The organism is Streptomyces clavifer (assembly GCF_036345975.1).
In the GTDB taxonomy this organism is placed as follows: Bacteria; Actinomycetota; Actinomycetes; order Streptomycetales; family Streptomycetaceae; genus Streptomyces; species Streptomyces clavifer.
Window position 1 is genome coordinate 3,363,985 of record NZ_CP107793.1, and the last position, 17,756, is coordinate 3,381,740.

Sequence of the window (17,756 nt, forward strand, 5' to 3'; positions counted from 1 at the left end):
GGCCACCCGACGCTCCGGCCAGTCGCGTTGCGTACGGGCGAGCACAACCCGTCGCTCCCGTAGGCAGATCACGAAGCGATCCGATCAACAAACGGTCACGATCTATGACTGGAACCATCACTTAGAGGTCATCAAAGCGACGTAATCGATGATTTGAGCAACTGGGTGTAGCAACGCCTGTACGAAGCGTTATTCTCCTCAGACGCATTAGGAGCTCGCCACTCGCTACGACGAGTGACGGTTTTCGAACTGCACGTGATGGAAGCTCTGCCTCTGGGAGTCCCGTGTACCCACACGTCGGGGTTGACACCTCGGGCCTGGCTACGCTGCGCGCAACGGTCCTCGACCACTTGCGCGGCTTCGTCCCCACCGCGTACGCCGCGCCCGCATTCGCCACCCCTGCACCTGCCGGCCCTTGCTATGCGCTGGCCGAACACAGCGCGGCGGTCGGAAGACGCAGCAGCCGCGGCGCCACGACCACGCCGGCCGTTCGCCGGCCGACAGCCGACAGCGACAGCGCGCGCATGATGGATCTCGTCGAGCGCGCACAGGCCGGTGAGGCCGAGGCCTTCGGCCGCCTGTACGACCAGTACAGCGACACCGTGTACCGGTACATCTACTACCGCGTAGGAGGGAAGGCGACAGCGGAGGACCTCACCAGCGAGACCTTCCTCCGCGCACTCCGCCGTATCTCCACCTTCACCTGGCAGGGCCGCGACTTCGGCGCCTGGCTGGTCACCATCGCCCGGAACCTGGTCGCCGACCACTTCAAGTCCAGTCGCTTCCGACTGGAAGTGACCACCGGCGAGATGCTCGACGCCAACGAGGTCGCGCGCAGTCCCGAGGACTCCGTCCTGGAGTCCCTCTCCAACGCCGCGCTGCTCCAAGCCGTGCGCAGGCTCAACCCCCAACAGCAGGAGTGCGTCACCCTGAGATTCCTGCAGGGCCTCTCGGTCGCCGAGACCGCCCGCGTCATGGGCAAGAACGAGGGCGCGATCAAGACCTTGCAGTACCGCGCCGTCCGCACGCTCGCCCGACTGCTGCCCGACGACGTCCGCTGAGGGCCGCCACCCACTTCCGTCACCTTGCGTGACGTGTTCGTGACATACTGGTCCGATCATCGGTAGTCCGTAACCCAACTGCCGCGCCACTCGTTGTGCCGGATGCAGCCCCCCTGTCGACCCACCTGACCGTCTTCACACTCGCTCGATCGTGTGGAATCGCGTCCGGTGGGCAACCTTCCGGACCCTCAGGGGAGTCGACCGTCATGACGAGAGGAGGTGCCGCCAGTGATCGCAAACGTTTCGGCACACCGGCGGGCGAACGCCTTCGCCCAGGCCCTGGAGGAGCAGTCGCCCCAGGGTGCGGCGGCCGTACAGCCCGAGGAGCCGGCCGAACAGGCCGACCACGGAACGCTGTTGGCCCTGGCGAACGGCATCGGTGAGCTACCGAAGCCGGAATTGGATCCCGAGGTCAAAGTGGTGCAGCGAGCACAGCTCGTCGCGGCCATGGAGACCATGTTCGCCGAAGGCGGTGTGTCCACGGGCCCTACGGTGCCCGAACAACGGAGCAAGGGAGCCCACCGGGCCTCCCCGCTCAGGAAACTGCGCCCACGCTCCCGCTGGGCGAAGGGCCTCACCGCGGGCGGCCTCACGGTCGGTGTGGCCGCGGGCGCGTTCAGTGGAGTGGCCGCTGCCAGTTCCGACGCCCTGCCGGGTGACTCCCTGTACGGGCTCAAGCGCGGCATGGAGGACATCAGCCTGGGCATGGCCAACGGCGACGCCGACCGGGGCGAGGTCTACCTCGACCAGGCGTCGACCCGGCTCAGTGAGGCCCGCCGCCTGATGGAGCGTGGCCGCGCCGGCGAGCTCGACCACGAGTCGCTCGGCGAGGTCAGGCGTGCTCTCAACGGCATGACGCACGACGCCACCGAGGGCCACCGCCTGCTCCACTCCGCGTACCAGCGGGACGGCTCCCTGGGGCCGATCCAGACGCTGGACTCCTTCTCCCGCTCGCACCGCGCGAGCTGGAGCAGCCTGCGTGACCGGCTGCCCGTCCAGCTGACCGACATCGGCGACAAGGTCAGTTCCGTCTTCGACGCCATGGACCAGGAGGTCGTGCCGCTGCAGTCCCTGCTCCCCCGGACCCCGGGGACCGGCGGGAACACCGAGCGGTCCGGCTCCCCCCAGGAGAGCGACGCCCCCTCCGGTACGGACCCCACGCCGCCCTCCGCGTCGAAGGCCCCGGACACCGGCACTGACGGCAGCGGCGCACCGGAGCCGTCCACGGACGGCAGCCCGTCGGACGGCCTCCTCGGCGGCGGTGCGGACGGCCTGCTGGACGAGGTCCCGGCGGACGGCACCACGCCGTCCGGCCCGAGTGGCGGCAGCACCGGCGGGTCCCCCGCACCGGACGTCACCCTGCCGCCGCTGCTTCCGGGCCTGCTGCCCGGTCTGGGCATCGACAGCGAGGACGTGGAGCCGTAGCCGGAGCGCGTGGAGGAGGGGGTCGTCCCGACCGGACGGTCCCCTCCTCCGCGCGTGCGGTCAGAAGAAGACGGACCGGCGCTGCACCAGCAGCTTGTACAGCGTGTGCTGGATCTGCTCCCGCACCTGGTCCGTCAGGTTGAACATCAGCATCGGGTCCTCCGCCGCCTCCGGCGGATAGCCGTCCGTCTCAATCGACTCCCCGAACTGGATGGTCCACTTCGTCGGGAGCGGCAACGCACCCAGCGGGCCCAGCCACGGGAACGTCGGCGTGATCGGGAAGTACGGGATTCCCAGGACCCGCGCCAGCGTCTTCGCGTTGCCGATCATCGGGTAGATCTCCTCGGCACCCACGATCGAGCACGGCACGATCGGCACCCCTGCCCGCAGGGCCGTCGACACGAAACCGCCCCGTCCGAAGCGCTGCAGCTTGTACCTCTCGCCGAACGGCTTGCCGATGCCCTTGAACCCCTCGGGCATCACACCGACGACCTCGCCGCGCTGCAGGAGCCGCTCGGCGTCCTCCGCGCAGGCCAGCGTGTGGCCGGCCTTCCTGGCCAGCTCGTTGACCACCGGCAGCATGAAGACCAGATCGGCCGCGAGCAGCCGCAGGTGCCGCTGGGCCGGGTGGTTGTCGTGCACCGCGACCTGGAGCATCAGCCCGTCCAGCGGGAGGGTCCCGGAGTGGTTGGCCACGATGAGCGCCCCGCCGTCCGACGGGATGTTCTCGATGCCCTTCACCTCGACCCGGAAGTACTTGTCCGCGAGCGGACGCAGCACCGACATGAGGACCTGGTCGGTCAGCTCCTCGTCGTAACCGAACTCGTCGACGTCGTAGTCCCCCGTGACCCGCCGCCGCAGGAACGCGAGCCCGCCGGCGATCCGCCGGTCCCAGCCCTCGCTCCGGGAACCCTCCAGCGGCTCCTGGGGCGGCGCGGCCCCCTGGGCCGCCGCCTCCGGCACCTGCCCGCCCGGGAGGGCGCTCACGGGCGCCGTACCGGCCGCTGCGGGCACCTGGCCCCGGCCGCTGCCCGGCAGCACGCTTCTGCGCCGTGCCGCGCCGGAACGCGAACGGTCGTCGTCGAACGGGATCACCTTGGCGTCCGCCATCGTCGGTCGCGCTCCTCTACCTGGCGCCGTCAGTCGAATGTGTCGCACCGGTTCCGCCCCGGGCCGGGCCCCCCGCGAGCGGCAGCTCGGCCAGCCGGCCGATCGCCCTGCCCACCGTCTCCGGCGGCAGCAGCCCCGGTCCCTTCGCCCTCACGAACTCCTCGAAGGTCTCCGCCGTGGTGAACCGCGGCCGGAAGCCCAGCGTCTCGCGCATCTGCACGGTCGAGACGACCCTGCCGTGCGTGAGCAGCCGGATCTGCTCCGGCGAGAAGTCGGTCATGCCGATCGTACGGAGGGCCGAGCCCACCCAGGTGACGGCGGGCAGCAGCAGCGGCACGGTCGGCCGCCCCAGCCTCCGCGAGCACTGCGAGAGCAGCAGGACACCGTCGCCCGCGATGTTGAAGGTCCCGCTGTTCAGCGTTCCGCGCCGCGGTTCCCGGGCGGCGATCTCCAGGACGTCGACGACGTCGTCCTCGTGGACGAACTGCAGCCGGGGGTCGTAGCCGAAGACCGTCGGCAGGACCGGCAGCGACAGGTAGTCGGCGAGCGGCGAGTCGGGCTCCGGGCCGAGGATGTTCGCGAACCGCAGCACGCACACGGCCACGTCCGGCCGTCGTCGCGCGAAGCCGCGCACGTACCCCTCGACCTCCACCGCGTCCTTGGCGAAGCCGCCGCTGGGCAAGGACTTGGGCGGCGTCGTCTCGGTGAAGACCGCCGGGTCCCGGGGCGCGGAACCGTACACGCTCGTGCTGGACTTGACCACGAGCCGCTGCACCGTCGGGGACTTCTGGCAGGCACCGAGCAGCTGCATGGTGCCGATGACGTTGGTCTCCTTGACCGTCGTCCGGCCGCCCGCGCCGAGCGCCTTGCCGGAGACGTCCAGATGGACGACCGTGTCGACGGAGTGCTGGGCGAGGATCCTGGCGAGCGCGGGCTGCCGGATGTCCGCCGTCACGAACACGGCGTCCCCCAGCGGGTGCGCGGGCACCACCGCGTCGACGGCGATCACCCGCTCGACACCGGGATCACGCTGGATGCGGCGCACGAAGCGGCCGCCCAGCTGCCGGGCCGCGCCTGTGACGAGCACGATCTTCCCCAAGATCAGCGCCTTCCGTCGTTCGTGGAGCGGGGTCTTCCCCTGGCCGTCACCGTAGTCGCTGGACGTTGCCCTGTGACGACCCCATGGCGGGCTTTACCGAACCGATGGCCGAAAGGGCGAAGCCGGACACACCGAAGCCCTCCCGCCAGGTCGGCGGGAGGGCTCCGGATGCACGAACTGCGTTCGCCTACTTCTTGTTGCGACGCTGAACGCGCGTGCGCTTGAGCAGCTTGCGGTGCTTCTTCTTGGCCATCCGCTTACGCCGCTTCTTGATAACAGAGCCCACGACTACCCTCGCTCACTTCTTCTTCACTGGTGCGGGGCGTCTGGGCCCACACGACCTACGTCGGCCTAGCCTACCCGCCACCGGGTGAGGGGCGTAATCCGAGGGCAATGTCAGGCCGACTCCACCCCCACGAAGGACTCGCGGAGATACTCGTGAACCGCTTGCTCCGGGACCCGGAAGGACCTTCCCACCCTGATCGCCGGCAGATGACCACTGTGCACCAAGCGGTACACGGTCATCTTCGACACCCTCATGACCGAGGCGACTTCCGCCACGGTCAGAAACTTGACCTCGTTGAGAGGCCTCTCGCTGCCAGGAGCCATGACCCACCTGTACCTTCCGCACCGGACGCGCACCGGCTTCCCCTCCGGTGACTCTTCGTCGCTGTGCGCTCACTCCCCAGATTAGGGGCGGGTGATGCGAGTGGGGAAGAGGTGAGACGATCGGCCGCCTACTGTGACAGAAGCGCTCGATTGAGTACATACCGAGCGAGCGGCCGGTAGTGGTCCGCCCTCACGGCGTCATCAAGCGGAACGGCGACGGACACCAGCCCCTCCGCCTCGCCGACGAACAGCGCGGGATCGTCCGTGTCGGCTAGGCCGATGGCCTCGATACCCAGCTGACCTGCCCCGCAGACCCATCCGTGGTCCCCGACCACCAGCTCCGGCAGCACCCCTCCGGCCTCCACCGCCCCCTCCAGAACGGCCCGAACCGGCAGCGGCGAATGGGTGTGCGCGCCGGGCTCACTCCCGTGAGCCCGCACGCCCGGTTCGCGCACCAGCGCGACACCTCGTACGTAGTCGAGGGCGTACGTGCGTACGCCGAACCGGGTCGTTATGTCGACACATCGGCCCTGCGCGGGGGTGAGTACCGCGCACCCGGCCGCCGACATGGCGTCTGCCAGCCCTGCGTAGAACCCGAGCAGCCGATGCGGATGACCGGTCCCGAACAGCACCGGGGCCCGCCGTTCCGCAGCACCCGCGAGCCGCTCCGCGAACGCGCCCAGACCGGCCAGGGTCCGCTCCGGATCGATCACATCGGGACCTGACACATGATCAGGATCATCCGAGACCCCGCACTTGTCGGCCATCAGACGCAGCACGTCGCGCTCTCCCCAGGACCGTTCGGGATCGAGGCCCAGCAGCACACGCGGGTCCCTCGCGGCGAAGAGCCGATAACTCCTCAGGCCGGCCTCCCGCGACGTGGCCACGGGCCCGGCCAGCCGGGCCGCCAGCAGATGAGCGCGCAGCGCTCCGGTGCTCAACACCCTCCCGATGCTCCCGCACCCGGGCCCTCCCGGGACGAGAACCCGGATCCGGCCCCACCGTTGGCGTAACCCCGGCTCAGGCCAGCATCCCCCGCAGCGGGAACGCCGCCCGCCTGGCCGCCAGCACCGCCTGGTCCAGCCGGTCCGCCGGGTCGTACCCGTCCTCCCACGACTTCCACGACGGCACACGTCCGTCCGTCATCCGGGCCGGGCCCAACTGCCGTGTCCGGGCGTAGACCTCGTCCCGCCACGACGACGGGATCACCGACTCCGGGTCCACCGGGGCATGGGCGGCGATCCCGACGAGATGGGTCCAGGACCGCGGCACGACATCCACGACCGCGTAACCGCCTCCGCCCAGCGCCACCCAGCGACCGTCCTCCGCATAGGCGTGAGCGAGCTCGTGGCAGGCCGACATGACCTCCCGCTGCGCGTCCAGCGACACCGCCAGATGGGCCAGTGGATCCTCGAAGTGCGTATCGGCCCCGTGCTGCGTCACCAGCACCTGCGGCCGGAAGTCAGCCAGGAGCTCCGGCACCACCGCGTGGAACGCCCGCAGCCATCCCGCGTCCCCCGTGCCGACCGGCAGCGCCACATTCACCGCGCCGCCCTCCCCCGCACCGCCACCGGTCTCCTCCGGCCACCCGGTCTGCGGGAACAGGGTGCTCGGATGCTCGTGCAGCGACACGGTCAGGACCCGCGGGTCCTCCCAGAACGCCGCCTGCACCCCGTCCCCGTGGTGCACGTCCACATCGACGTACGCGACGCGCTCGGCACCCAGCTCCAGCAGCCGTGCGATGGCGAGCGCCGGATCGTTGTAGACGCAGAAGCCCGAGGCCGCTCCGGGCATCGCGTGGTGGAGCCCGCCGGTGAAGTTCACCGCGTGCGCGGTCTCCCCGCGCCACACGGCCTCCGCGGCCCCCACGGACAGCCCCGCGATGAGCGCGGACACCTCGTGCATACCGGTGAAGGCCGGGTCGTCCTCCGTCCCGATGCCGTACGCCTGGTCGGCGGCCCGGGGATCCGCGGACGCGGCCCGCACGGCCGCCACGTAGTCCTCGCGGTGCACCAGTCTCAGCGTCGACGGCCCGGCGGCCTTGGCCGACCGCGTGTCCACCGCCCCGTCGAGCCCGAAGGCCCGCACCAGTCCCATCGTCAGGGCAAGCCTGACCGGATCCATGGGATGACTGTCTCCGAAGTCGTATCCCGTTACCGCGTCATCCCACATCAGCCGCGCGCGCCCGCTCATGCCCGACACCGTATCGGGCGGGCTCCGGAGCGAACGACCGGGCGTACACCAGCGTCGCGAGGACCAGCACCATCGGCACGAGCATCGCGCCCCGATAGCTCCAGGCGTCCCCCAGCGCCCCCACGAGCGGCGACCCGACGAGGAACCCCACGTAGTTGAAGACGTTCAGCCGGGCGACGGCCACATCGCTCGCCCCGGGAAACATCCGCCCCGCGGCGGCGAAGGCCTGCGGCACGATCACACAGAGCCCCAGCCCCAGCAGCGTGAACCCGAGCATCCCCCACCAGGCCCCGGGCGCCGCGGCCACCACACCGAAGCCGGCCGCGGCCAGCACGCTCCCGCCACGCACCACGGCCACCGCCCCGAACCGTCGCACGCCCAGGTCCCCGACGGCCCGCCCCAGCAGCGTGGTCACCATGTAGACGTTGTACGGAACGGTCGCCAGCTGCTCCGAACTGCCCAGCACGTCCTGCAGGTACTTCGCACTCCAGTTGGAGACGGTCGAGTCCCCGATGTACGCGAACGCCATCACCAGGCAGAGCGGCATCAGCAGCTTGAACGGCACGGACGCGCCGGCACCGGCCGCCGCGGTCCCTTCGCTGCCCGCCCCGCCCCTCGTCCCGGCCTTCCCGTCCGTGTACCACCGGCTGCCCACGAGGGCCGCGGGCAGCAGCACGAGCACGGCCGGCAGATAGGACACCGCCAACGACAGGTCCCAGTGCGCTCCCGCCCAGGCCAGCGACGCCCCGGCGATCCCGCCCAGACTGAACGCGGCATGGAACCCGAGCATGATGCTGCGGCCGTACGCCCGCTGCAGGCTGACACCCATCATGTTCATGGAGGCGTCCAGTGCACCGACGCCCAGGCCGAAGGCACCGAGCGCGAAGGCGGCCTGCCACACCTCGCTGCCCGCGCCGACGCCGAGCAGCGCCAGCATCACCACGGGCTGCGCCCACCGGAGCACGGTCCCGGGCCGCACCCGTGCGACCACCTTCTCGGTGGCCACACTGGCGACCCCCGCCAGGACCGGTACGGCGGCCAGGAAGACGGGCAGCAGCCCGTCGGATATCCCGTACCGGTCCTGAATGGCGGGGATGCGCGTCACGAGAAGGGCGAAGGTCACCCCTTGCACCAGGAAGCTGAGGGCCAGTGAGGCTCTGCCGTACCGCAACCGCGCATCCGTCATGGCCGCGAGCGTAGAGCCAGGAGCTACCCCTGGGTAGATCGATCAGAACAGCAGTTTGGGGATCTGCGACATGTCGGAGAAGTGCCCGGTGACTCCGACGAGCCGGTCCGCGGGCATCATCGACGTGAATCCGTACACCTCCATCCCCGCGGCGCGGGCCGCCTCGACGCCGAGCGGGCTGTCCTCGACGACGACACACCGCTCGGGGGCGACGCCCATCCGTTCGGCCGCGTGGAGGAACAGGTCCGGGGCCGGCTTGCCACGCCCGACGTCCTCGGAGCTGAAGATCCACTCCTCCTCGAACCACTGGTCGAGTCCGGTCCTGCGGTGCCCGGCGGCGATCTTCTGGTGGCTTCCGGACGAGGCGACGCAGTACGCCACCCCGTCGGCGACGAGCTCGCCGAGCAGTTCCTCGACCCCTTCGACCGCGGCCAGCTGTTCCTCCTGGAACGCGGCGAGGGTGCGGCGGTGCAACTCGTCGTCGAAGTCCGCAGGCAGTTTCTGACCGGTCCGCTCCTCCACGAGGTCGTGGATCCGGTGGACGGCGGCCCCCATGTAGTCGCGGAGGGACTCCTCGTACGAGGTGGGGTGGCCGAGCTCGGTGAGGTAGCCGGCGAGGACGGTGTTGGAGATCGGCTCACTGTCGACGAGCACACCATCGTTGTCGAAGATGACCAGTTCGTAGCGCATGGTTCGACCCTAGACGCTCAGAACGCAGAAAAGCCCCGTGCCACAAGGGCACGGGGCTTTCCCGGAATAATTGTTCGGCGGCGTCCTACTCTCCCACAGGGTCCCCCCTGCAGTACCATCGGCGCTGAAAGGCTTAGCTTCCGGGTTCGGAATGTAACCGGGCGTTTCCCTAACGCAATGACCACCGAAACACTATGAAATTAACCAACACCGGATGAAAACACGGCCGTTCGTTATTTCAGAACTAACACAGTGGACGCGAGCAACTGAGGACAAGCCCTCGGCCTATTAGTACCAGTCAGCTCCACCCGTTACCGGGCTTCCACATCTGGCCTATCAACCCAGTCGTCTACTGGGAGCCTTAACCACTCAAGGTGGTGGGAATACTCATCTCGAAGCAGGCTTCCCGCTTAGATGCTTTCAGCGGTTATCCTTTCCGAACGTAGCCAACCAGCCATGCCCTTGGCAGGACAACTGGCACACCAGAGGTTCGTCCGTCCCGGTCCTCTCGTACTAGGGACAGCCCTTCTCAATATTCCTACGCGCACAGCGGATAGGGACCGAACTGTCTCACGACGTTCTAAACCCAGCTCGCGTACCGCTTTAATGGGCGAACAGCCCAACCCTTGGGACCGACTCCAGCCCCAGGATGCGACGAGCCGACATCGAGGTGCCAAACCATCCCGTCGATATGGACTCTTGGGGAAGATCAGCCTGTTATCCCCGGGGTACCTTTTATCCGTTGAGCGACAGCGCTTCCACAAGCCACTGCCGGATCACTAGTCCCGACTTTCGTCCCTGCTCGACCCGTCGGTCTCACAGTCAAGCTCCCTTGTGCACTTACACTCAACACCTGATTGCCAACCAGGCTGAGGGAACCTTTGGGCGCCTCCGTTACTCTTTAGGAGGCAACCGCCCCAGTTAAACTACCCATCAGACACTGTCCCTGATCCGGATCACGGACCCAGGTTAGACATCCAGCACGACCAGAGTGGTATTTCAACGACGACTCCACAACCACTGGCGTGGCCGCTTCAAAGTCTCCCACCTATCCTACACAAGCCGAACCGAACACCAATATCAAACTATAGTAAAGGTCCCGGGGTCTTTCCGTCCTGCTGCGCGAAACGAGCATCTTTACTCGTAGTGCAATTTCACCGGGCCTATGGTTGAGACAGTCGAGAAGTCGTTACGCCATTCGTGCAGGTCGGAACTTACCCGACAAGGAATTTCGCTACCTTAGGATGGTTATAGTTACCACCGCCGTTTACTGGCGCTTAAGTTCTCAGCTTCGCACACCCGAAAGTGCACTAACCGGTCCCCTTAACGTTCCAGCACCGGGCAGGCGTCAGTCCGTATACATCGCCTTACGGCTTCGCACGGACCTGTGTTTTTAGTAAACAGTCGCTTCTCGCTGGTCTCTGCGGCCACCCCCAGCTCACCGAGTAAATCGGATCACCAGTGATGGCCCCCCTTCTCCCGAAGTTACGGGGGCATTTTGCCGAGTTCCTTAACCATAGTTCACCCGAACGCCTCGGTATTCTCTACCTGACTACCTGAGTCGGTTTAGGGTACGGGCCGCCATGAAACTCGCTAGAGGCTTTTCTCGACAGCATAGGATCATCCACTTCACCACAATCGGCTCGGCATCAGGTCTCAGCCTCAATGTGTGACGGATTTACCTACCACACGGCCTACACCCTTACCCCGGGACTACCACCGCCCGGGCTGGACTACCTTCCTGCGTCACCCCATCGCTTACCTAATACAAGTCTGGTTCATCGGCTCCACCACTACCCTCAACTCCGAAGAGATCGGGCCGGCTTCACGGACTTAGCATCGCCTGATTCAGTATTGGGCGTTTCAAAGCGGGTACCGGAATATCAACCGGTTGTCCATCGACTACGCCTGTCGGCCTCGCCTTAGGTCCCGACTTACCCTGGGCAGATCAGCTTGACCCAGGAACCCTTAGTCAATCGGCGCACACGTTTCTCACGTGTGTATCGCTACTCATGCCTGCATTCTCACTCGTGAACCGTCCACAACTCGCTTCCGCGGCTGCTTCACCCGGCACACGACGCTCCCCTACCCATCCATACGGGCGTTGGCCCTATGTGTATGAATGACACGACTTCGGCGGTACGCTTGAGCCCCGCTACATTGTCGGCGCGGAATCACTTGACCAGTGAGCTATTACGCACTCTTTCAAGGGTGGCTGCTTCTAAGCCAACCTCCTGGTTGTCTCTGCGACTCCACATCCTTTCCCACTTAGCGTACGCTTAGGGGCCTTAGTCGATGCTCTGGGCTGTTTCCCTCTCGACCATGGAGCTTATCCCCCACAGTCTCACTGCCGTGCTCTCACTTACCGGCATTCGGAGTTTGGCTAAGGTCAGTAACCCGGTAGGGCCCATCGCCTATCCAGTGCTCTACCTCCGGCAAGAAACACACGACGCTGCACCTAAATGCATTTCGGGGAGAACCAGCTATCACGGAGTTTGATTGGCCTTTCACCCCTAACCACAGGTCATCCCCCAGGTTTTCAACCCTGGTGGGTTCGGTCCTCCACGAAGTCTTACCTCCGCTTCAACCTGCCCATGGCTAGATCACTCCGCTTCGGGTCTAGAGCGTGCAACTCAATCGCCCTATTCGGACTCGCTTTCGCTACGGCTTCCCCACACGGGTTAACCTCGCTACACACCGCTAACTCGCAGGCTCATTCTTCAAAAGGCACGCAGTCACGACTGCTGTTCCGAAGAACAACAGCGACGCTCCCACGGCTTGTAGGCACACGGTTTCAGGTACTATTTCACTCCGCTCCCGCGGTACTTTTCACCATTCCCTCACGGTACTATCCGCTATCGGTCACCAGGGAATATTTAGGCTTAGCGGGTGGTCCCGCCAGATTCACACGGGATTTCTCGGGCCCCGTGCTACTTGGGTGTCTCTTAAACGAGCCGTTGATGTTTCAGCTACGGGGGTCTTACCCTCTACGCCGGACCTTTCGCATGTCCTTCGCCTACACCAACGGTTTCTGACTCGTCTCACAGTCGGCAGACTATGAAAAAGAGATCCCACAACCCCGTATGCGCAACCCCTGCCGGGTATCACACACATACGGTTTGGCCTCATCCGGTTTCGCTCGCCACTACTCCCGGAATCACGGTTGTTTTCTCTTCCTGCGGGTACTGAGATGTTTCACTTCCCCGCGTTCCCTCCACACTGCCTATGTGTTCAGCAGCGGGTGACAGCCCATGACGACTGCCGGGTTTCCCCATTCGGAAACCCCCGGATCAAAGCTTGGTTGACAGCTCCCCGGGGACTATCGTGGCCTCCCACGTCCTTCATCGGTTCCTGGTGCCAAGGCATCCACCGTGCGCCCTTAAAAACTTGGCCACAGATGCTCGCGTCCACTGTGCAGTTCTCAAACAACGACCAGCCACCCATCACCCCGTTCCTGAGAACGAGTTCACTGGGGCCGGCAACCGAAGACCGTGACTCAACGAGCCCGTACCTTCAGATACCCAACAGCGTGCCCGACCCAACCGATCCTCTTCACTTTCCACGCCGAAGCAGTACTCACGAAAACAACCTGTTGTGCCGAATAGTCAACGTTCCACCCATGAGCAACCACCGTCGAACATTTGCCGACGTAATGGTCTCTGGATTCCCCGAAGGAAACCTAGATGCTCCTTAGAAAGGAGGTGATCCAGCCGCACCTTCCGGTACGGCTACCTTGTTACGACTTCGTCCCAATCGCCAGTCCCACCTTCGACAGCTCCCTCCCACAAGGGGTTGGGCCACCGGCTTCGGGTGTTACCGACTTTCGTGACGTGACGGGCGGTGTGTACAAGGCCCGGGAACGTATTCACCGCAGCAATGCTGATCTGCGATTACTAGCAACTCCGACTTCATGGGGTCGAGTTGCAGACCCCAATCCGAACTGAGACCGGCTTTTTGAGATTCGCTCCGCCTCGCGGCATCGCAGCTCATTGTACCGGCCATTGTAGCACGTGTGCAGCCCAAGACATAAGGGGCATGATGACTTGACGTCGTCCCCACCTTCCTCCGAGTTGACCCCGGCAGTCTCCTGTGAGTCCCCATCACCCCGAAGGGCATGCTGGCAACACAGAACAAGGGTTGCGCTCGTTGCGGGACTTAACCCAACATCTCACGACACGAGCTGACGACAGCCATGCACCACCTGTATACCGACCACAAGGGGGGCACCATCTCTGATGCTTTCCGGTATATGTCAAGCCTTGGTAAGGTTCTTCGCGTTGCGTCGAATTAAGCCACATGCTCCGCTGCTTGTGCGGGCCCCCGTCAATTCCTTTGAGTTTTAGCCTTGCGGCCGTACTCCCCAGGCGGGGAACTTAATGCGTTAGCTGCGGCACCGACGACGTGGAATGTCGCCAACACCTAGTTCCCAACGTTTACGGCGTGGACTACCAGGGTATCTAATCCTGTTCGCTCCCCACGCTTTCGCTCCTCAGCGTCAGTAATGGCCCAGAGATCCGCCTTCGCCACCGGTGTTCCTCCTGATATCTGCGCATTTCACCGCTACACCAGGAATTCCGATCTCCCCTACCACACTCTAGCTAGCCCGTATCGAATGCAGACTCGGGGTTAAGCCCCGAGCTTTCACATCCGACGTGACAAGCCGCCTACGAGCTCTTTACGCCCAATAATTCCGGACAACGCTCGCACCCTACGTATTACCGCGGCTGCTGGCACGTAGTTAGCCGGTGCTTCTTCTGCAGGTACCGTCACTTGCGCTTCTTCCCTGCTGAAAGAGGTTTACAACCCGAAGGCCGTCATCCCTCACGCGGCGTCGCTGCATCAGGCTTTCGCCCATTGTGCAATATTCCCCACTGCTGCCTCCCGTAGGAGTCTGGGCCGTGTCTCAGTCCCAGTGTGGCCGGTCGCCCTCTCAGGCCGGCTACCCGTCGTCGCCTTGGTAGGCCATTACCCCACCAACAAGCTGATAGGCCGCGGGCTCATCCTTCACCGCCGGAGCTTTTAACCCCGCCCCATGAGGGACAGAGTATTATCCGGTATTAGACCCCGTTTCCAGGGCTTGTCCCAGAGTGAAGGGCAGATTGCCCACGTGTTACTCACCCGTTCGCCACTAATCCACCCCGAAGGGCTTCATCGTTCGACTTGCATGTGTTAAGCACGCCGCCAGCGTTCGTCCTGAGCCAGGATCAAACTCTCCATGAATGTTTTCCCGTAATCGGGAGAGCACCATAGAAGAGCGGGACAACCAACCGGAATAGGGCTGGTCATCCACAGCGTCCTCGCTGATGTTGCCTACCCGCCACATGGGCCAGTAGGACTTCAAAGGAACCACCAACCCACCGAAGTGGGCCGGGGTATCAACAAATTTGGCGTTGACTTTTGGCACGCTGTTGAGTTCTCAAGGAACGGACGCTTCCTTCGGTCCCGTTTCACCGGGGCCCTCCGGGCGCTTCCCTTCGTTCTTGCGTTTCCGACTCTATCAGACTCTTTCGTGTCCGATTCCCGGTCGAAGCGGGCCCCCTGCGAGCAGAGGATTTACGCTTTCCAGTTCTTCGCTTTCGCGTTTCCCTTTCCGGCGAGTCCGACTCTATCAGATCCTTTCGGGCCTGATTCCCAGTCAGTGGGGCTTGCCTTCCCGGCTGTTGGGCCGTTCCGACGAGTGAGACTTTAGCGGAATCCCCGGCCCCGACGCTAATCGGGGGTCCTTCGAACGCTGATTCCCCATTCCGCACATGCGCACAGAAAAACGTGCGACAGATGTCGCGCGTTTCGAGTGGTTACTGCGGAATGGTTGTCCGGGGACCGACCGGGGTCGGCACTCACGTCGGACAACTCGGAGGACACTACGGATGCGGGCGGGCGCTGTCAACCTCCGTCTGCCCACCTGTGTCGTGGAAGGCCAGCCGGTAGTCGCGCGGGCTGATGGCCAGGTGCGCGGCGAAGTGCTGGCGCATGGTGATCTCGCTTCCGATGCCTGTCCGGCGGGCGACTTCGGGAAGGGGGAGGTCGGTCCGTTCGAGAAGCTTCTGGGCTGCGGCGATCCGCTGGGTGATCAGCCAGCGCAGCGGCGTCGTCCCGGTGGTGGCCTGGAAGTGGCGGGCGAAGGTCCGTGCCGACATCCCCGCGCGGGCGGCGAGGCCGGCCACCGTATGGGGGTCCGCCAGATGGGCCAGCGCGTGGGCGCGTACCGACGCGAGGGCGTCCGCGTCCCGGTCGGACTGCGGGGTGGGTTGCTCGATGAACTGGGCCTGGGTGCCCGTGCGGAACGGAGCCGTGACCATCGAACGGGCAATGGTCGCCGCCGTCTCGGCGCCGTGCGACGTACGCACCAGATGGAGGCAGAGATCGATGCCGGCCGCCGTGCCCGCCGAGGTCCAGATGTTGTCGTCGTGGAGGAAGAGGGCATCCGGCACCACGGTCACCCGGGGGTGGTGGGTGCTGAGGAGCTCGGTGAGATTCCAGTGGGTGACGGCGCGGCGGCCGTCCAGGAGTCCCGCCTGGGCGAGGGTGAACGCTCCTCCGCAGAGCGCGGCGAGGGGGGTGCCCCGGCTGTGGGCGCTGCGAAGCGCTTCGAGTACCGGCTCCGGGGCGGGCGTCAGGTGGTCGTCGAGACCGGGAACCACGATCAGATCGGCGCGGTCGAGCCAGGCCAGTGTGCGGTCGGGGGTGAGCGACAGTCCGCCGCGGAGCGGGACGGGTGCCGGATCGGCGGCTACCCGGCGCAGGTCGAAGGCGGGGACTCCCCGGTCGGTACGGTCCACGCCCCACACCTCCGTGATGACCGAGACGTCGAACGCGCGGACCCCGGGGAACGCGACCAGGGCGATGCGGGAGGGGCGGTGCTGCGGCGACACGTTCATGGTGGCAGTAAAGCATCGGTCGATGACTTTCCGACCTCTGGGAGCCGGCCCTTCGCAGGGGGAGGCTGGTGGGCATGGAGATCGCAGAGAACGCAGCGCTCGTCGTCGTGGACGTACAGCGGGGATTCGAGGAGGACGCCTACTGGGGTCCGCGGAACAACCCGGAGGCGGACCGGAACATCGCCGGGCTCATCGACGCCTGGCAGGCGAGCGGCCGTCCCGTCGTGTTCGTCCGGCACGACTCGCCCAAGCCGGATTCGCCCCTGCGCGTGGGGTGTGCGGGGAACGGGTTCAAGGAGTACGTCGAGGAGCGGCGCGGAAAGGGGCACGGCGCCGAGCTGTTCCTGACGAAGTCGGTGAACTCCGCCTTCTACGGGACGCCGGATCTGGACGCCTGGCTCAAGGAGGCCGGGGTGCGGCAGATCGTGGTGGCCGGGATCCAGACCAATATGTGCGCGGAGACGACGGCTCGCATGGGCGGGAACCTCGGGTACGACGTGTACTTCGCGTTCGACGCGACGTACACCTTCGACCAGGAGGGCCCGTGGGGCTGGCGGCTGAGCGCGGACGAGGTGGCGCGGGCCACCGCCGTGACGTTGCACGGCGGTGGGTTCGCGAGTGTGGTGCGCAGTGCCGAGCTGGTCGCCGCAGTGAAGTAGTGGTGCGAACCGGCACGTGGTGCCGCGGATCAGCCGTTGCCGGAGGCCAGCTCGCGGCTGCGGTCGCGGGCTGCCTCGAGGGCGGCGATGAGGGCGGCGCGCACGCCGTGGTTCTCCAGCTCGCGGATGGCGCTGATGGTGGTGCCGGCCGGGCTGGTGACGGCCTCGCGGAGCTTGACCGGGTGCTCGCCGCTGTCCCGGAGCATGATCGCGGCACCGATGGCGGCCTGGACGATCAGGTCGTGGGCCTGGGCGCGGGGCAGGCCCAGCAGGATGCCGGCGTCCGTCATGGCCTCGACGAGGAAGTAGAAGTACGCGGGTCCCGAGCCGGAGAGCGCGGTGGCCGCGTCCTGCTGCGACTCGGGGACGCGCAGGGTCTTACCGACACCGCCGAAGATCGTCTCGGCGTGGCCGAGGTGCTCAGGGGTGGCGTGGCTGCCCGCGGAGATGACGGACATGCCCTCGTCCACGACGACCGGCGTGTTCGGCATGACGCGCACGACCGGGGTGCCGTCGGCGAGGCGCTCCTCGATGAACGCGGTCGGGATGCCGGCGGCGGCGCTGATGACGAGCCGGTCGGCGGTGGCGTGCGGGGCGAGTTCGTCGAGGAGCTTGCCCATGTCCTGGGGCTTGACCGCGAGGATGAGGATGTCCGCGCTCTTGGCCGCCTCGGCGTTGGTGACGGCCTCGACGCCGTAGCGGGTGCGGAGCTCCTCCGCGCGCTCGGAGCGGCGGGTCGTCACCAGCAGGTCGGGGGCGCGCCAACCGGCCCGGATCATGCCGCTGAGCAGTGCCTCGCCGATCTTTCCTGTACCGAGGACTGCGACTGTCTGGGTCATGCGGTTC

At 66.0% G+C, this 17,756-nt stretch carries 13 protein-coding genes and 3 rRNA genes; 3 read left to right on the plus strand and 13 right to left on the minus strand.

Annotation, left to right across the window (positions count from 1 at the left end):
- Nucleotides 1-284: 284 nt before the first annotated feature.
- Nucleotides 285-1,061 carry an ECF subfamily RNA polymerase sigma factor, BldN family gene (locus OG927_RS14450; RefSeq protein WP_056792933.1) on the plus strand — a complete coding sequence of 259 codons (777 nt, stop codon included), beginning with the start codon at nt 285-287 and terminating at the stop codon, nt 1,059-1,061.
- A gap of 228 nt (nt 1,062-1,289) precedes the next feature.
- Nucleotides 1,290-2,486 (plus strand): DUF5667 domain-containing protein, encoded by a 1,197-nt coding sequence (locus OG927_RS14455; RefSeq protein ID WP_124282017.1) that lies wholly within the window; start codon nt 1,290-1,292, stop codon nt 2,484-2,486.
- 60 nt (nt 2,487-2,546) lie between these two features.
- Here OG927_RS14455 and OG927_RS14460 read toward each other — a convergent pair whose 3' ends face one another.
- From OG927_RS14460 to OG927_RS14515, 12 genes are all read right to left on the minus strand, one after another.
- Nucleotides 2,547-3,596 carry a lysophospholipid acyltransferase family protein gene (locus tag OG927_RS14460; protein WP_330320273.1) on the minus strand — a complete coding sequence of 350 codons (1,050 nt, stop codon included), beginning with the start codon at nt 3,594-3,596 and terminating at the stop codon, nt 2,547-2,549.
- Nucleotides 3,597-3,612: 16 nt separating this feature from the next.
- Nucleotides 3,613-4,695 (minus strand): NAD-dependent epimerase/dehydratase family protein, encoded by a 1,083-nt coding sequence (locus OG927_RS14465; RefSeq protein WP_056792930.1) that lies wholly within the window; start codon nt 4,693-4,695, stop codon nt 3,613-3,615.
- 187 nt (nt 4,696-4,882) lie between these two features.
- Nucleotides 4,883-4,981 (minus strand): 30S ribosomal protein bS22, encoded by a 99-nt coding sequence (locus OG927_RS14470; protein ID WP_003948845.1) that lies wholly within the window; start codon nt 4,979-4,981, stop codon nt 4,883-4,885.
- A gap of 110 nt (nt 4,982-5,091) precedes the next feature.
- The gene (locus OG927_RS14475) at nt 5,092-5,304 is read right to left on the minus strand and encodes a helix-turn-helix domain-containing protein (RefSeq protein ID WP_056792929.1); all 213 of its coding nucleotides are present in this window, start codon (nt 5,302-5,304) and stop codon (nt 5,092-5,094) included.
- Nucleotides 5,305-5,432: 128 nt separating this feature from the next.
- The gene (locus OG927_RS14480; RefSeq protein WP_124282016.1) at nt 5,433-6,248 is read right to left on the minus strand and encodes a phosphatase; all 816 of its coding nucleotides are present in this window, start codon (nt 6,246-6,248) and stop codon (nt 5,433-5,435) included.
- Nucleotides 6,249-6,324: 76 nt separating this feature from the next.
- Nucleotides 6,325-7,497, minus strand: a complete 1,173-nt coding sequence (locus tag OG927_RS14485; RefSeq protein ID WP_330320274.1) for an acetoin utilization protein AcuC — start codon at nt 7,495-7,497, stop codon at nt 6,325-6,327.
- The gene (locus tag OG927_RS14490; RefSeq protein ID WP_056792926.1) at nt 7,466-8,683 is read right to left on the minus strand and encodes an MFS transporter; all 1,218 of its coding nucleotides are present in this window, start codon (nt 8,681-8,683) and stop codon (nt 7,466-7,468) included. The genes OG927_RS14485 and OG927_RS14490 overlap by 32 nt, the downstream gene beginning before the upstream one ends.
- A gap of 42 nt (nt 8,684-8,725) precedes the next feature.
- Nucleotides 8,726-9,373 carry an HAD family hydrolase gene (locus OG927_RS14495; protein WP_056792925.1) on the minus strand — a complete coding sequence of 216 codons (648 nt, stop codon included), beginning with the start codon at nt 9,371-9,373 and terminating at the stop codon, nt 8,726-8,728.
- Nucleotides 9,374-9,445: 72 nt separating this feature from the next.
- A 5S ribosomal RNA gene (gene rrf, locus OG927_RS14500) occupies nt 9,446-9,562 on the minus strand.
- A gap of 79 nt (nt 9,563-9,641) precedes the next feature.
- Nucleotides 9,642-12,766: ribosomal RNA gene (locus OG927_RS14505) — 23S ribosomal RNA — on the minus strand.
- A gap of 301 nt (nt 12,767-13,067) precedes the next feature.
- Nucleotides 13,068-14,593 (minus strand): 16S ribosomal RNA (locus OG927_RS14510).
- The 16S, 23S and 5S rRNA genes sit together here, the layout of an rRNA operon.
- A 641-nt stretch (nt 14,594-15,234) precedes the next feature.
- Nucleotides 15,235-16,251, minus strand: coding sequence for a GlxA family transcriptional regulator (locus OG927_RS14515; RefSeq protein WP_330320275.1), 1,017 nt, complete (start codon nt 16,249-16,251; stop codon nt 15,235-15,237).
- Nucleotides 16,252-16,325: 74 nt separating this feature from the next.
- Between OG927_RS14515 and OG927_RS14520 the strand changes: the two genes are divergently transcribed.
- Nucleotides 16,326-16,910, plus strand: coding sequence for a cysteine hydrolase family protein (locus OG927_RS14520; protein WP_124282013.1), 585 nt, complete (start codon nt 16,326-16,328; stop codon nt 16,908-16,910).
- A 29-nt stretch (nt 16,911-16,939) separates the two neighbouring features.
- On the opposite strand, the gene proC is transcribed toward OG927_RS14520, so the two are convergent.
- The gene (gene proC / locus OG927_RS14525) at nt 16,940-17,749 is read right to left on the minus strand and encodes a pyrroline-5-carboxylate reductase (protein ID WP_330320276.1); all 810 of its coding nucleotides are present in this window, start codon (nt 17,747-17,749) and stop codon (nt 16,940-16,942) included.
- Between the last annotated feature and the right edge of the window lie 7 nt (nt 17,750-17,756).

Bases quoted from the DNA above. Each gene is read 5' to 3' on its own strand.
- OG927_RS14460 (WP_330320273.1), bottom strand. From the start codon at position 3,596: ATGGCGGACGCCAAGGTGATCCCGTTCGACGACGACCGTTCGCGTTCC.
- OG927_RS14475 (WP_056792929.1), bottom strand. From the start codon at position 5,304: ATGGCTCCTGGCAGCGAGAGGCCTCTCAACGAGGTCAAGTTTCTGACC.
- OG927_RS14485 (WP_330320274.1), bottom strand. From the start codon at position 7,497: ATGAGCGGGCGCGCGCGGCTGATGTGGGATGACGCGGTAACGGGATAC.
- OG927_RS14490 (WP_056792926.1), bottom strand. From the start codon at position 8,683: ATGACGGATGCGCGGTTGCGGTACGGCAGAGCCTCACTGGCCCTCAGC.
- OG927_RS14495 (WP_056792925.1), bottom strand. From the start codon at position 9,373: ATGCGCTACGAACTGGTCATCTTCGACAACGATGGTGTGCTCGTCGAC.
- OG927_RS14515 (WP_330320275.1), bottom strand. From the start codon at position 16,251: ATGAACGTGTCGCCGCAGCACCGCCCCTCCCGCATCGCCCTGGTCGCG.
- OG927_RS14520 (WP_124282013.1), top strand. From the start codon at position 16,326: ATGGAGATCGCAGAGAACGCAGCGCTCGTCGTCGTGGACGTACAGCGG.
- proC (WP_330320276.1), bottom strand. From the start codon at position 17,749: ATGACCCAGACAGTCGCAGTCCTCGGTACAGGAAAGATCGGCGAGGCA.